The 13,179-nt window shown below is 63.5% G+C and carries 16 protein-coding genes; 7 read left to right on the top strand and 9 right to left on the bottom strand.

What is annotated here, in order from left to right:
• Positions 1 to 70: 70 nt before the first annotated feature.
• Together JI749_RS05075 and JI749_RS05070 are read right to left on the bottom strand one after the other, a co-directional pair.
• Positions 71 to 811, bottom strand: a complete 741-nt coding sequence (locus JI749_RS05075; RefSeq protein WP_201660133.1) for an SRPBCC family protein — start codon at positions 809 to 811, stop codon at positions 71 to 73.
• Between the two features lie 11 nt (positions 812 to 822).
• The gene (locus JI749_RS05070) at positions 823 to 1,398 is read right to left on the bottom strand and encodes an ArsR/SmtB family transcription factor (RefSeq protein ID WP_201660131.1); all 576 of its coding nucleotides are present in this window, start codon (positions 1,396 to 1,398) and stop codon (positions 823 to 825) included.
• A gap of 185 nt (positions 1,399 to 1,583) precedes the next feature.
• Here JI749_RS05070 and JI749_RS05065 point away from each other — a divergent pair, with 185 nt between their 5' ends.
• Complete coding sequence (locus JI749_RS05065) at positions 1,584 to 2,690, top strand: TRAP transporter substrate-binding protein (protein ID WP_233280874.1); 1,107 nt, start codon at positions 1,584 to 1,586, stop codon at positions 2,688 to 2,690.
• Between the two features lie 54 nt (positions 2,691 to 2,744).
• Here JI749_RS05065 and JI749_RS05060 read toward each other — a convergent pair whose 3' ends face one another.
• From JI749_RS05060 to JI749_RS05050, 3 genes are all read right to left on the bottom strand, one after another.
• Positions 2,745 to 3,044, bottom strand: coding sequence for an endonuclease domain-containing protein (locus JI749_RS05060; RefSeq protein WP_233280911.1), 300 nt, complete (start codon positions 3,042 to 3,044; stop codon positions 2,745 to 2,747).
• A 141-nt stretch (positions 3,045 to 3,185) separates the two neighbouring features.
• On the bottom strand, positions 3,186 to 4,667 hold the full coding sequence (locus JI749_RS05055; RefSeq protein WP_201660124.1) for a TRAP transporter large permease: 1,482 nt from the start codon (positions 4,665 to 4,667) through the stop codon (positions 3,186 to 3,188).
• On the bottom strand, positions 4,664 to 5,269 hold the full coding sequence (locus tag JI749_RS05050; RefSeq protein WP_233280873.1) for a TRAP transporter small permease subunit: 606 nt from the start codon (positions 5,267 to 5,269) through the stop codon (positions 4,664 to 4,666). The genes JI749_RS05055 and JI749_RS05050 overlap by 4 nt, the downstream gene beginning before the upstream one ends.
• 203 nt (positions 5,270 to 5,472) lie before the next feature.
• Here JI749_RS05050 and JI749_RS05045 point away from each other — a divergent pair, with 203 nt between their 5' ends.
• The 3 genes from JI749_RS05045 to JI749_RS05035 are packed head-to-tail and all read left to right on the top strand — an operon-like array spanning position 5,473 to position 7,194.
• Positions 5,473 to 5,871, top strand: coding sequence for a COG4315 family predicted lipoprotein (locus JI749_RS05045; RefSeq protein ID WP_201660118.1), 399 nt, complete (start codon positions 5,473 to 5,475; stop codon positions 5,869 to 5,871).
• A 16-nt stretch (positions 5,872 to 5,887) separates the two neighbouring features.
• Positions 5,888 to 6,394, top strand: a complete 507-nt coding sequence (locus tag JI749_RS05040) for a sigma-70 family RNA polymerase sigma factor (protein ID WP_201660114.1) — start codon at positions 5,888 to 5,890, stop codon at positions 6,392 to 6,394.
• Positions 6,391 to 7,194 (top strand): anti-sigma factor family protein, encoded by an 804-nt coding sequence (locus JI749_RS05035; RefSeq protein ID WP_201660111.1) that lies wholly within the window; start codon positions 6,391 to 6,393, stop codon positions 7,192 to 7,194. The genes JI749_RS05040 and JI749_RS05035 overlap by 4 nt, the downstream gene beginning before the upstream one ends.
• Here JI749_RS05035 and JI749_RS05030 read toward each other — a convergent pair.
• Positions 7,182 to 8,366: an alpha-hydroxy acid oxidase gene (locus tag JI749_RS05030; RefSeq protein ID WP_201660108.1), complete on the bottom strand. Its 1,185-nt coding sequence runs from the start codon at positions 8,364 to 8,366 to the stop codon at positions 7,182 to 7,184. The two genes, JI749_RS05035 and JI749_RS05030, sit on opposite strands and share 13 nt — an antisense overlap.
• 128 nt (positions 8,367 to 8,494) lie before the next feature.
• On the opposite strand from JI749_RS05030, the gene JI749_RS05025 reads away from it, so the two are divergent.
• Together JI749_RS05025 and JI749_RS05020 are read left to right on the top strand one after the other, a co-directional pair.
• Positions 8,495 to 9,409 carry an SMP-30/gluconolactonase/LRE family protein gene (locus JI749_RS05025; protein ID WP_201660105.1) on the top strand — a complete coding sequence of 305 codons (915 nt, stop codon included), beginning with the start codon at positions 8,495 to 8,497 and terminating at the stop codon, positions 9,407 to 9,409.
• Entirely contained in the window at positions 9,406 to 10,047 is a 642-nt protein-coding gene (locus JI749_RS05020; protein WP_233280872.1) for a class I SAM-dependent methyltransferase, read from the top strand. The genes JI749_RS05025 and JI749_RS05020 overlap by 4 nt, the downstream gene beginning before the upstream one ends.
• Before the next feature lie 100 nt (positions 10,048 to 10,147).
• Here JI749_RS05020 and JI749_RS05015 read toward each other — a convergent pair whose 3' ends face one another.
• The 3 genes from JI749_RS05015 to JI749_RS05005 are packed head-to-tail and all read right to left on the bottom strand — an operon-like array spanning position 10,148 to position 12,301.
• A complete protein-coding gene (locus JI749_RS05015) occupies positions 10,148 to 10,420 on the bottom strand; it encodes an acylphosphatase (RefSeq protein WP_201660102.1) in 273 nt (90 codons plus the stop codon).
• 4 nt (positions 10,421 to 10,424) lie between these two features.
• The gene (locus JI749_RS05010; protein ID WP_267911666.1) at positions 10,425 to 10,724 is read right to left on the bottom strand and encodes a TfoX/Sxy family protein; all 300 of its coding nucleotides are present in this window, start codon (positions 10,722 to 10,724) and stop codon (positions 10,425 to 10,427) included.
• Between the two features lie 26 nt (positions 10,725 to 10,750).
• Positions 10,751 to 12,301: a UxaA family hydrolase gene (locus JI749_RS05005; protein WP_201660096.1), complete on the bottom strand. Its 1,551-nt coding sequence runs from the start codon at positions 12,299 to 12,301 to the stop codon at positions 10,751 to 10,753.
• Positions 12,302 to 12,429: 128 nt separating this feature from the next.
• Between JI749_RS05005 and JI749_RS05000 the strand changes: the two genes are divergently transcribed.
• A complete protein-coding gene (locus JI749_RS05000) occupies positions 12,430 to 13,179 on the top strand; it encodes a GntR family transcriptional regulator (protein WP_201660093.1) in 750 nt (249 codons plus the stop codon).

The raw sequence follows: 13,179 nt of genomic DNA, 5'->3' as shown, positions 1-13,179 counted from the left end.
TGCCTCCCAGCATAGTTGGCAGCCACATACCATCTTTGGCGGGCCTGTCACCAGCCGCGTGAGCAAATGCTCAAGCCGCTGGCTGGGGGTATCGCGCCGCCCACCAATCCTGCCACCGCCGCTCCAATGCGCCGAACGCGGCATCGTCGAGCCCATAGGTCGTCAGCAGCACCGAACCGCCGCCATGCGGGCGCTTGGGCGACACGCCCATGTCGGTGACGACAAGCAGACCGTCGCCCCACTGCTCCACGGTCAGTGCTGTCTGGAAGTGCGTTTGGTACCAGACCGTGCCCGAAGCGGTGTCGCCCGGCGCCAGCCGCGCAGCATAGGCGTTGCCCTGTGCCAGATTGGCCGCCTCGCCGAGACCCAGCGTGGCGCTTGGCTCGCCGATCCCCGCCTTGCCGGGCCCGGAGAGATAAATCGTGCGGCGCTGCTCGCCCGGATGCTGTTCGAGCGCGAGCCGCAACTGCTGGAAGAAGTTGACCCAGCCCTGGCTGATGTCTTCGTAGACCCCCGTCCAGTCGATCGGCGCGCCACCGGCCCGCACCAGCCGCAGCCGCGTGGCGTTACCCTCCGCAGTGAGTTCGATCGCATCGGACGCCCCTTCCCATTCGCCAAACTGCACGACGTGTCGCGCCTCGTTTGCCTCCGCGCCATCGATGAAGATGAACTTGATTTCCTCGGCCAGCCCCGGCGCATCCCAGCCGAACCAGTTGGCAATCTGTGCTGGATCGCGCAGGGCGGCCCAGACCGTCTCGAGGGGAGCGGCGATGGTGATGTCGACAACCACCTGCTTGTCGTGTTGCGTCACGGTTCTGTTCCTCAGTTTATCGGTTTGGGCGGGCGACCAGCTACCGCTGGATGCGCGCCGATCATCACGTGATAGGCTCGCCGGTCTGGGCCGGGTGCGTAGCGCGCCGCCAGTTCGCGAACGGCCTTGGCCAGCGCGTCGGAAAAATCCTCGAAATCCTGCGGTTGGGCGAATGCCACATCCGCCTCGATGGTAAAGGTCAGCAACCGCTGCCCCGCGGCTTCTGCAGCGCCGCGCATGCGGGTGACGTCGCGCACCACGGAGCCTGCCGCCTCGACCAGATAGGCTGCCGCATGGCGGTCCTGCGCATCGACGGATGAAGCCGAGCCCAGCATCGCCGGATCGAGCACAAAGGCATCAGCCGCCGCGACGAGCACCCGTTCGACGAAGCCGCGCCGCTTGCGCTCCTCGACCAGCCTGACCAGCCCTGCCCCTTCCAGGGCGCGGAGGTGATAGCCGAGCTGCTGGCGTGGCAGGGCCAGTTGCTTGGCAAGGCTGGCGGCCGATCCCGGCTCGCGCAACGCCGTCAGCAAGCGCCGCTTGATGGGGTCGAGCGCCATCAGCGCCTTGTCGGCATCATCAATCAAGCTTGCCTGAGACGGTCCCTGCATGGCCGGAAGCTAGATTAGACAAATTTATTTGTCAATTAGGTAGTCCGCCCGTGCGTCGCCTAAGGACTTGCCGCACCACAGCTTTACTCCGCCTGTGCCCAGTGTATTGTCCATGCAAGGCCGGAACGGGAGGGTGACGGCCGCAACATGGAGGATTGCAGTTGGATCGTCGTAAGTTCTTCACCAAGGCGGGCGCTGTCGGTGCCGGTGCCGTCGCAGCCACCACGGGCCTGGCCATGCCGGCCATTGCCCAGGCCAACCCCAAGGTTACCTGGCGTCTGGCTTCGTCTTTTCCGCCGGGCCTCGACACCATCTATGGCGGCGCCGAGACACTGTCCAAATATGTGAGCGAAGCCACCGACGGCAACTTCACTATCGACGTATTCGCCGCCGGCGAACTGGTTCCGCCACTCGAAGTGGTCGATCCAGTCTCCGAAGGCACGATCGAAATGGCCCATACCGTGGGCTACTACTTCTCGGGCAAGGATGTCGCCTGGGCGGCCATGGCGGCCATTCCCTTCTCGCTCAATGCCCGCGGCATGAGCGCCTGGTATTATCATGGCGGCGGCCTCGACATCACCAACGAGTTCCTGGCCGGCTACAACATCGTCGGTTTCCCCTGCGGCAACACTGCCGCCCAGATGGGCGGCTGGTTCCGCAAGGAGATCAACACCGTCGCCGACCTGCAGGGCCTCAAGATGCGCGTCGGCTTTGCCGGCAACATCCTGACCAAGCTCGGCGTCATCCCCACGCCGATGCCCGGCGGCGAAATCTACAATGCCCTTGAGAAGGGTACGATCGACGCTGCCGAATGGGTCGGCCCCTATGACGACGAGAAGCTCGGCTTCCAGAAGGTGGCGCCCTATTACTACTATCCGGGTTGGTGGGAAGGCGGCCCGACCGTCCATGCCCTGATCAACAAGGGCAAGTTCGAAGAACTGCCGCCCGCCTATCAGTCCCTGTTGCAGACGGCATGCCAGGCGACCAGTGCCGACATGCTGGCCAAATATGACTACGTGAACCCCACCGCGCTCAAGAAGCTGGTGGCAGCCGGCGCGCAGCTGCGTCCCTTCAGCCCGGAAATCATGGAAGCCAGCTTCGAGGCCGCCAACGAGACCTATACCGAGCTTTCGGCCTCGAGCCCGGCCTTCAAGACCATCTGGGATTCGATCACGGCATTCCGCAAGGATCACTACCTGTGGAACCAGGTTGCCGAACTCAACTTCGACTCCTTCATGCAAAACCAGCAGCGCGCTGGGAAGTTGTAAGACAATATGCCCAGTCAGGACTCCTCCCCCGTTCACGGGGGAGGGGGACCGCCGTCAGGCGGTGGAGGGGGGTGCCGCTTGCGCGATGGCAGCCAGGACCACGGCAGACCGAGTCTCGACCTCTTCAACGGAAAACCGCAGAACACGCACACCTTCTCGACCAAGCCAGGCTGTCCTCCGCTGATCGTACTCGGCACGCTCGGTATGCGAAGGCCCATCCAACTCGATGCAAAGCTTGGCCGTCGCGCAGTAGAAATCCAGCACGAACGGACCGATCGGATGCTGCCGCCGAAAGTGTAGCCCCATGCGGTTGCGCCTCAGCAGCGCCCATAGCGTCCGCTCTGGCTGAGTCATGGCGCGTCGGAGCGTCTTTGCCCTCTCACGAATGAAGTCCGGTGACCGCATTCCCAAGCTCCGCGCTTGTTGCACCCCTCTCCACCACGCTACGCGTGGTCCCCCTCTCCCGTAAACGGGAGAGGAGTCCCGACTGCACCGTCAGAACACCGGTGCCGGAGGCGGTGTATAGGCCGGAGCCGGTTCCCCGAAATTGGGCGGCGGCGTGGCTGTAAAGCCGGGCGCCGTCTCGCCACCGCCCGCTGGCGGCAACACGATTTCGATGGTGTTCAGGTCGACATCCACTTCCTTGCTGAGGAAGAAGGTCACCAGCTCAGGGAAAGCGATCAGCAGGCCGACCAGGATCAGCTGCAAAACCAGCCACGGGATTGCTCCCAGGTAGATATCACGTGTCTTGACCTTGTCGCGGGGCACGATGCCGCGCAGGTAGAACAGGGCAAAGCCGAACGGGGGATGCATGAAGCTGGTCTGCATGTTGGCGCAGATCATGACGCCGAACCACACCAGGTCGATGCCCATCGAGTCCGCCACCGGCGCCAGCAGCGGAATGACGATGAAGGCGATTTCGAAGAAATCGAGGAAGAACGCCAGCACGAAAATGAAGATGTTGACGAAGATCAGGAAGCCAACCACGCCGCCAGGCAGGTTACTCAGCATGTCCTCGATCCAGTGACCGCCGCCCACGCCCTGGAACACGAGGCTGAAGACGCGCGCGCCCAATAGGATGAACACCACCATGGCGGTGAGCCGCATGGTCGAAACCATGCCTTCCCACGTGATCGACCATTTGAGCCGGCCATTGAACCAGGCGAGGAGCATGGCGCCGACCACGCCCATGGCGCCGGCTTCGGTAGGGGTCACAAGACCGAGCAGGATCGTGCCGAGCACGATGAAGATCAGCGCCAGGCTGGGCACGGTGCCCCGGATGATCTTGGCCCAGAGCGGCCAACCGCGCAGCACCCGCGCCTCTGGCGGCAGTGCCGGCACATCCTGCGGCCGGAAGATGGAAAGGATGAACACCCAGCCCATGAACAGCAGGACTTGGACGATCGAGGCGCCGGTGGCCCCGATATACATCTCGCCCGGCGATTTCTGCAGCTGGTCCGCCAGCACGATGAGCACGAGCGACGGCGGGATCAGCTGGGTAATGGTGCCCGATGCGGCGATGACGCCAGTGGCGTGGCGCACATTGTAGCCGTAGCGCATCATGACCGGCAGCGAGATCAGCCCCATGGCGATCACCGAGGCGGCGACCGTGCCGGTGATGGCACCCAGGATGGCGCCAACGATGATCACCGCATAAGACAGCCCGCCCCGCACGCTGCCGAATAACTGACCGAAGCCATCCAGTAGATCCTCGGCCAGCCCGCTCTTTTCCAGGATCACCCCCATGAAGGTGAAGAAGGGGATGGCCAGCAGCAGCTCGTTGCTGAGCACGCCGTAGAGTTGATAGGTCAGGTTGCCGAAGAATAGCGGCGTGATCAGGCCCAGCTCGATGGCCGCCAGGCCACCGAACAGACCTACCGCGGCCAGCGAAAATGCCGCGGGATACCCAATGATGAGGAAGACGACCAGTCCCCCGAACAGGATCGGCGCCATGTTCTCGCGGATGAGGTCGATCATTGTATGGGTTTCTCGTAGGCGAATTCGCGGTGATAGTTGGTGGTCAGGGCCAGGATGCACTTAATGATCTCGGCAATGCCTTGCAGCATGAGCACGCCGAAGCCCAGCGGCAGCATCAGGCGCACCGGCCAGCGCGGCAAACCGCCCGCCGCGTTCGATGTGACATTCTGCACCCAGGCCTGCACGAACCAGGGCCAGGTGAAATAGATCAGCATGATGCAGAGCGGCATGAGGAAGAACAACCCGCCCAGCAGGTCGATCCAGGTGCGGGCCCGCTCGCTGATCGCACCGTAGAGCAGGTCGACGCGCACATGCTCGTTCATCTTGAGCGTCCAGGCTCCGCCCAGCATCACCATGCCGCCGAACATGTACCAGACCGCTTCTGACAACCCGCTTGAATAGTTGGTGTAGAGCGCCACCATTCCGCCGAAAAAGCCGCCGCCAATGCTGCGCTCGATGGAGATCATCGCCCCGATCGAATAGCGGAAAAGGGCGTTGAACGCGCTCAGCAGCGCTGACAGCAGCACCAGCCATACGGCCACCAGGCCGACGCGGCGGCTGATTTCATCGATAATGCGCGTAATGGTCAGGGCTACCGACACCCGCGACCTCCCCGTCGTTTGCATCGCCAACCTTCATGGCATGTCACGAAAGCTTTGCAAATCAACGATTGGACTTGCCCCCACCCTGCTGGTGCAGATGCCTCGACGAAATTCTTTCATTGCCCGCGGAATAAAGCCCTCCGCCCGGTGTTGACGCTTCCGAGGGCCGCAGCGGCGGTCCCGCAACATGGAGGAAATATCCCATGCAGTTTCGTTCGCTTCTCGCCGGTGCGGCTGCCCTGGCGCTTCTCGCGATGCCGGCCTTTGCCACCGACTTTCTCGGCGGCGCCGTCAAGTCCACCGATATCGGCGGCAAGATGGTGCTGACCGATGCCAATGGCATGTCACTCTATACCTTCGACAAGGATACCAAGGGCGACGGCAAGAGCGTCTGCAACGGCGATTGCGCCGTCAAGTGGCCGCCGCTGATGGCCGACGCCGGTGCCGCTGCCGATGGCGACTTCACCCTCGTCACCCGCGACGACGGCTCGACCATGTGGGCCTATAAGGGCTGGCCGCTCTATTACTGGTATGAAGACACCGCTGCCGGCGACACCAAGGGTGACGGCGTCGGTGGCGTCTGGCATCTTGCAGTAGAATAATCTTTCCTGGGCATCCGTGGACAGTTTCCTCGATCAGCTCGAAGCCTGTGTGCCGGCCCTGAGGCGCTATGCCCGGGCGCTGACCCGCAATGTCGACCTGGCCGATGACCTGGTCCAGGACTGCCTGGAACGCGCCATTTCCAGGCGCGGCCTGTTTCGCCCTTCGGGGCCGGTCCGCGCCTGGCTGTTCACGATGCTGCTCAACCTGCATCGCAATGCCCTGCGGGCATCGCGCCGGCGCGGCGAAAGCGTCGACTTCCATACCATTCCCGAGCCATCGATCCCAGCGCCGCAGCCGGGACACATCGCGCTGGCGGAAATGGCGCGCGCCATCGACTTGCTGCCACTGGAGCAAAAGGAAGCCTTGCTGCTCGTTACCCTTGAGGGGCTCGCCTATGGCGAGGCTGCCGAAATCCTGAAGATCCCGCAAGGCACGCTGATGAGCCGGCTGGGCCGGGCCCGCGCCGCGCTGCGCACCCTGACTGGCACCCCGGCCGAACCGCATTTGAGGACAGTCAAATGAGCCAGATCAGTCGCGATCAGCTCATGGCCTATGCCGATGGGCAATTGTCACCGGACGAGCGGACCGCCGTCGAAGCCTATCTTGTCGCCAATGCCGATGCGGCTGCGGAAGTTGCCTTGCTGCAGCGCCAGAACGACGCCATCCGCACCCTGTTCGCCCCTGCGGGAGCCGAGAATGTTCCCGTCCGCCTCAAGCCGCAACGGCTGTCGGCCGAGATTGGCCGTCGTCGCGGTCAGCCCTGGGGCTGGGCGGCGGCCGCCGTCGTGCTGCTCGGCTTGGGCCTTGGCGCAGGCTGGTTCGCCCGCCCGCTCCTTGATCCAAATCCGGCCAGCGCGACCCTGATTGCCGACGCCGTCAACGCCCATGCCGTCTACGTCGCCGAGAACCGCCATGCCGTCGAGGTGGGCAGCGACGACAGCGAACATCTGAGCACCTGGCTCTCCAACCGGCTCGATACGACGCTGGGCATGCCTGATCTGACCGCCCAGGGTTTCAGCCTGGTCGGCGGACGGCTGCTGCCGGGCGAACCCGATGCGGGCGGCCGGGCGGCACAGTTGATGTATGAAGATGCGAGCCAGCAGCGCGTCACCATCTATGTGACCGCGGCCCTGCCGGATGGGAAGCCTGCCTACCAATTCGCCAGCCAGGACGGTGCCGAAGCCTTTTATTGGGCCAATGCCCGTATAACCTGCACGGTGGTCGGCACGCTGCCCGAAGCCCAGATGAAGGCCGTTGCCGGCGCTGTCTATTCGCAGTTGACCGAGGGCGACGTGAGCTCAAGACCGCCCTATCGGGGATAGGCCGGCGCATTCCGCGGCGGAATGTCGTTCGAATAAATGTTGTGCAGTCCGAAGTTGAGGATGTCGCGCTCGCCGCACAGGGCCATCGTGGTGTCGAGCTCCTTGCGGATGATGTCGAGCACGCGCGTCACGCCTGCTTCCCCGCCTGCCCCCAGGCCGTAGAGCATCGGCCGTCCAATGAAGGTGCCCCTGGCGCCAAAGGCCATGGCCTTGAGCACATCCTGCCCCGAGCGGATGCCGCTATCGAGATAGACCTCGGTCTTGTGGCCAACGCGATCGACGATCTCGGGAAGGACGCGAATGGTGGACGGCGCGCCGTCGAGCTGTCGGCCGCCATGGTTGGATACCACGATCGCGTCGGCACCATTGTCGATCGCCGCCTGTGCGTCGTCGGGGTCGAGCACACCCTTGACGATGACGGGACCGCCGAACCGCTCCTTGACCCAGCGGACATCCGCCCAATCGAGCGCCGGATCGAACTGGCTGGCCGTCCAGGACGAGAGCGAAGCCAGGTCATGGCCGCCACTCACATGGCCGACGATATTGCGGAAGGTGTGTCGCCTGGTCCCAAGCATACGCATGCACCAAACCGGATGCTGCATCATCTGCCAGAGCGAATGGGCATTGAGCTTGGGCGGCGTGGCGAGGCCATTCTTGATGTCCTTGTGCCGCTGCCCCAGGATCTGCAGGTCCATGGTCAGCACCAGCGCCGAGCATTTGGCCGCCTTGGCGCGGTCAATCAGCCGCTCGATGAAACCCCGGTCGCGCATCACATAGAGCTGAAACCAGAATGGCGCCGAGGTGTTCTCGGCAACGTCCTCGATCGAGCAGACGCTCATGGTCGAGAGCGTGAAGGGGATGCCGTATTTCTCGGCAGCGCGCGCCGCCTTGATCTCACCATCGGCGATCTGCATGCCCCCGGTCGCTGCCGGCGCGATGGCCACCGGCATGGTGATTTCCTGGCCCAGCATCCGTGTCTTGAGGTTGCGGTTTTTCAGATTGACCGCGACCTTCTGCTTGAGGCTGATCTTGCCGAAATCGCTTTCATTGTCGCGATAGGTGCCTTCGGTATAGCTGCCGCTGTCGGCATAATCGAAGAACATCTTGGGCACGCTTCGGCGCGCTTTCTGCTTCATCTCGTCGACCGTCAGTATCTTGTCGAGACTGGGCATTCAGAGGCACTCCGGCATCGGTTCGGCCTGCCTAGCAACTAACATGTTAGTCGTCAATGCGACCTGTTGTTAGGCTCTTGCCACCTGCCAACCCATGCCGTCAAATGCGGCCAAACGGGAGAGACGGCATGGCGATCGGCGGGGACGCGCTCGAATTCATCGACAAGAAATTCTACGACCTGGCGATCGGCATTGCGGCGCTTGAAGTGCTCTATGACGGCTGCCGCTGGGCCGAGGGGCCAGTGTGGTTTGCCGATGGCAACTTCCTGGTATGGAGCGACATTCCCAACAACCGCATGCTCAAATGGGTGCCGGAGCTGGGGGTGACCACCTTCCGCACGCCTTCCAACTACGTGAACGGCAATACCCGGGACCGCCAGGGCCGGCTCATTTCCTGCTCGCATGGCGCAAGGGCGGTCCTCCGCACCGAGCCCGATGGCACGGTGACTACCTTGGTCGACCGCTATCGGGGCAAGCGGCTCAATTCGCCCAATGACGTCGTCGTCAAATCCGACGGCACGATCTGGTTCACCGACCCGCCCTACGGCATCCTCAGCGACTACGAAGGCTACAAGTCCGACCAGGAACAGGCTGGCTGCTTCGTCTATCGCTTCGACCCCTCGGACGGCTCGCTGACCGTGGTGGCCGACGATTTCGCCAAGCCCAATGGCCTCGCCTTCTCGCCCGACGAATCCGTCCTCTATGTCTCCGATACCGGCCAGAGCCACGACCCGGATTGGCCGGCCCATATCCGGCAGTTCGATGTCAATGGCAGTGTGCTGACCAACGCGAAGGTCTTCGCCGACGTCGATTCCGGCCTGCCCGACGGCTTCCGCCTCGATACCGAAGGCAATGTCTGGACCAGCGCGGGTCTGGGCGTGAACGTCTATAACCCGGCAGGGGCGCTGCTCGGCCGCATCAAGACCGGTGCCAAGACCTCCAACGTGGTCTTCGGCGGCCCCCGGCGCAATCGGCTGTTCATTACCTGCAGCCAGTACGTGATGGCCACCTATGTGAGCGCAACGGGCCTGCAGACGCCTTGAAGCCTGCCGACTTCATCAGGCAGAACCTCCGGCTCGACCCCGTGCCGTCGCTGCCTGATATCGTGCTCTACACCGCCCATCCCGGCAGCCGGCTGTCGCGGCTGTCGGCGCCTGATGGTGATGCTCCCTACTGGGCCTATCAATGGGCGGGTGGGCTGGCACTGGCACACCACTTCGCGGTGCATCCGGACTTGGCAGGAGGCAAGCGCCTGCTGGACCTCGGAGCCGGTTCGGGCCTGGTGGGCATCGCTGCGGCCAAGGCTGGAGCGATCGTAAGCGCCGCGGAGATCGACCCCAACGGCCGCGCCGCCATCGCGCTCAACGCTGCGGCCAACGGCGTCGTGATAGAGGTGATCGACGTCGACATCGCGAGCGCCGCACCCGAGGGCTTTGATCTGATCGCCGCCGGCGACGTGTTCTACAATCCCGAAGTCGGCCAGCGCATGCTGCCATTCCTCCAGCGCTGCATGGACGCTGGAATGGACGTGCTGATCGGCGATCCGGAACGACGGGACTTGCCAGTGGATCAACTGGAGCGCGTGGCGTCTTACGCAGTGGGGGACGTGGGCGATGCACGAGCGAGCGCTGAACGAGTGGGGTCGGTTTATCGGCTGAAGGGCCCACCCAACTCCGAGTAGACCTCATCCTGAGCCCGTCGAAGGACGAGGTCGTGGCATAAGAGGTCTCCACTCGCTCGACCTCGTGGTTCGACTGGCTCACCATGAGGTCTCATAGAGATTAGGCCGTGCCGCGTATCTCAAATCCCGATGGCACTTCGTCCGTCTCTGCTACCGTCACCGCGGTGACGCCAGCCATCTCAGGGCCGTCCCAACACGCCTCCAGCATGCCGGCGACAGCGTCATTCTCCCCGAAAAACACCGCTTCCACCGACCCGTCGCGCCGATTGCGCACCCAGCCGCCAAGGCCGCGCGAGACCGCCTCCACCTGGACCCAGTAGCGAAAGCCGACGCCCTGAACGCGGCCTGCAATGACCACATGGGCGCCGCGCATCCCATCACCCCTTCGCCTTTTTCGCCTTCGGCGCCGGCAGCGCGTCCGCGGTTGCCTTGACCAGCCCCGCCAGCCAATCGGCATCGTCCCAGCGATCGCCAGCGACCAGGAAATACATCTTCGACCCCGGATAGGCCTCGGCCTCGGTGACCTCGCCCAGATAGGCGCGGCCCGCCTCGGTGGGCTTGATGAACAACTGGTCGTCGCAGATGAAGGCCATGACCTTGCCGTCGCAATACATGCCGTATTCGCCGAACATTTTCCTGGCCGTCATCGTGCCGGCGCCGGCTGACTGCTCGAGGATGTAGTCGACCGTTTTCTGCTACGTGCTCACATCGTCGCCCCGACCTGCCACGGGACGAATTCGTTGTCGCCATAACCCAGTTCTTCGGACTTGGTGGGCTGCCCTGAGGCGATCTTGAGCAGCATGTCGAAGATCTCCTGGCCCTTGTCCTCGATCGAGACACCCTCGACGATATCGCCGCAGTTGATATCCATGTCGTCGGTCATGCGTGCATACATGTCCGAGTTGGTGGCAAGCTTCATCGAAGGCACCGGCTTGCAGCCATAGGCCGAGCCGCGGCCGGTGGTGAAGGCGAGGATGTTGGCGCCACCGGCAACCTGCCCGGTCGCCGATACCGGGTCGAAGCCGGGCGTGTCCATGAACACGAAGCCCTTCTCGGTCACCGGCTCGGCATATTCATAGACGGCCGTGAGTGGGGTCGTACCACCCTTGGCCGCGGCGCCCAGCGACTTTTCGAGGATGGTGGTAAGGCCGCCCAGCTTGTTGCCCGGCGAAGGATTGTTGTTCATTTCGCCATGGTTGCGGCGGGTATAGTCCTCCCACCAATGGATGCGGCTGATGAGCTTTTCGCCCACTTCCCGGTTGATCGCGCGTCGGGTCAGCAGGTGCTCGGCGCCGTAGATTTCCGGCGTTTCGCTGAGGATGGCCGTACCGCCATTGCGCACCAGGATATCGGCCGCATAGCCCAGGGCCGGATTGGCGGTAATGCCCGAATAGCCGTCCGAACCACCGCATTGCAGCGCCAGCGTCAGGTGGCTGGCATCCACCGTCTCGCGCCGCGCCGCAGCAGCGATGGGCAGCATTTCCTTGACCTTCTCGACACCCCACTCGATCATCTTCTTGGTGCCGCCACGCTCCTGGATGGTCATGGTCTGGAAGGTCTCCCCCTCCTCGATGCCATACATTTCCTTCATGCGGCCGATCTGGAACACCTCGCAGCCCAGCCCCACCAGCAGCGCGGCCCCCAGGTTGGGATTGGACGTATAGCCCCACTGCGTGCGCTTGAGGATGTCGAAGCCCTCGCCCCGCGATTCCATGCCGCAGCCCGTGCCGTGCACGAACGGCACCACACCATCGATTTCGGGATAGTCGAGCAAGATGTCCGAACGATTGATCGCATCGGCGACGAACTTGGCCACCGTGGCCGAGCAATTCACCGAGGTGAGGATGCCGATATAGTTGCGCGTGCCCACCTTGCCATTGGCACGGCGATAACCCTCGAAGGTGGCGCGCTGGTGGAGCGGGACCATGTCGGGGGCGACGACGCCCTGGCTAAAGGCATAGTCATGGGTCAGCGTGCCGTCGGCACCACCCATGCCGCAATTGTGCTCATGCACCCAGTCGCCCGGAACGATGGCTTCCTTGGCAAAACCGATGATCTGGCCAAACTTGATCACCGCCTCGCCCGCCGCGATCGTACGGCTGGCGAATTTATGCCCCTTGGGCACGCGGCGCACGATGCGGACCCCCTGCGGCGTATCGCTGCCGACATCGAGATTGGCAAGCGCCACGGCGACATTGTCGGCGGCATTGAGCACCAGCGTCCTGGGCTGCGGGCGGGTCATCGTTTCAGACATGGATCGGGAACTTTCGCGGGGTCGGGTCTCAACTGCGCTTTACGCCGGACCCGTTTGCCGCCAGATTGCGCCCGCAACCGGCAGCGACGGGCATTGTAAAGCACCACGGCACTAACTAACATGTTAGCATGAGATCGGCAGCAAGTCCCTACTCTTTTCTGGCCCGACCCACCGCGCTCACGCGCGGCAATGTCACCGCCGATGTCACCAATGCGCTGCGGCACGCCATTGTCACGCTGGCCATGCCACCTGGCAGCGTGATCGACAAATCCATGGTCTGCGCCGAACTGGGCGTCTCGCGCTTTCCGGTGAGCGAGGCCCTGGCGCGGCTGCAGGCCGAGGGGCTGGTCGATATCGCCCCGCAGCGTGGTTCGACCGTATCGCTGGTGCGCATCGCCGATGTCCGCGAATACATGCTCATTCGCAAGGCGCTCGAATCGGAGGCGTTGCGCGTGCTGATCGGCGCGCATGACGCCGAACTGATCGAGGCGCTCCATGCCAATATGGCGGCGCAGCGCGAGGCCGCTGAACGCGACGATGCCGAAGCCTTCCACCAGATCGACATCGATTTTCACGACATCATCTTCCGCTCGATGCGCTTCACCAAGATCAAGGGCATCATCGATTCGGCCCGCGCCAACCTTGACCGCGCCCGCCGCCTGATCATCACGCCGCGCCGGCTGGCGCTGACCATTGCCGAGCATCAGGCGATCTTCGACGGCATCCTCGCCGCCAGCCAGGACCAGGCTACCAGGGCCATCCGCGCCCATATCGACGCGGTTATGGTCGAACTCTTCGCCTTTGCCCGCGAGCACCCAGCCGTTTTTGCCGATGGCGACACGCTGGGCAGTGACAGCGACTCTTTCCCCTTCGGATAG

Source organism: Devosia oryziradicis, assembly GCF_016698645.1.
Lineage (GTDB): Bacteria > Pseudomonadota > Alphaproteobacteria > Rhizobiales > Devosiaceae > Devosia > Devosia oryziradicis.
The sequence above is the reverse complement of the archived record's forward strand: the minus strand, read 5'-3'. Positions and strand labels throughout refer to the sequence as shown.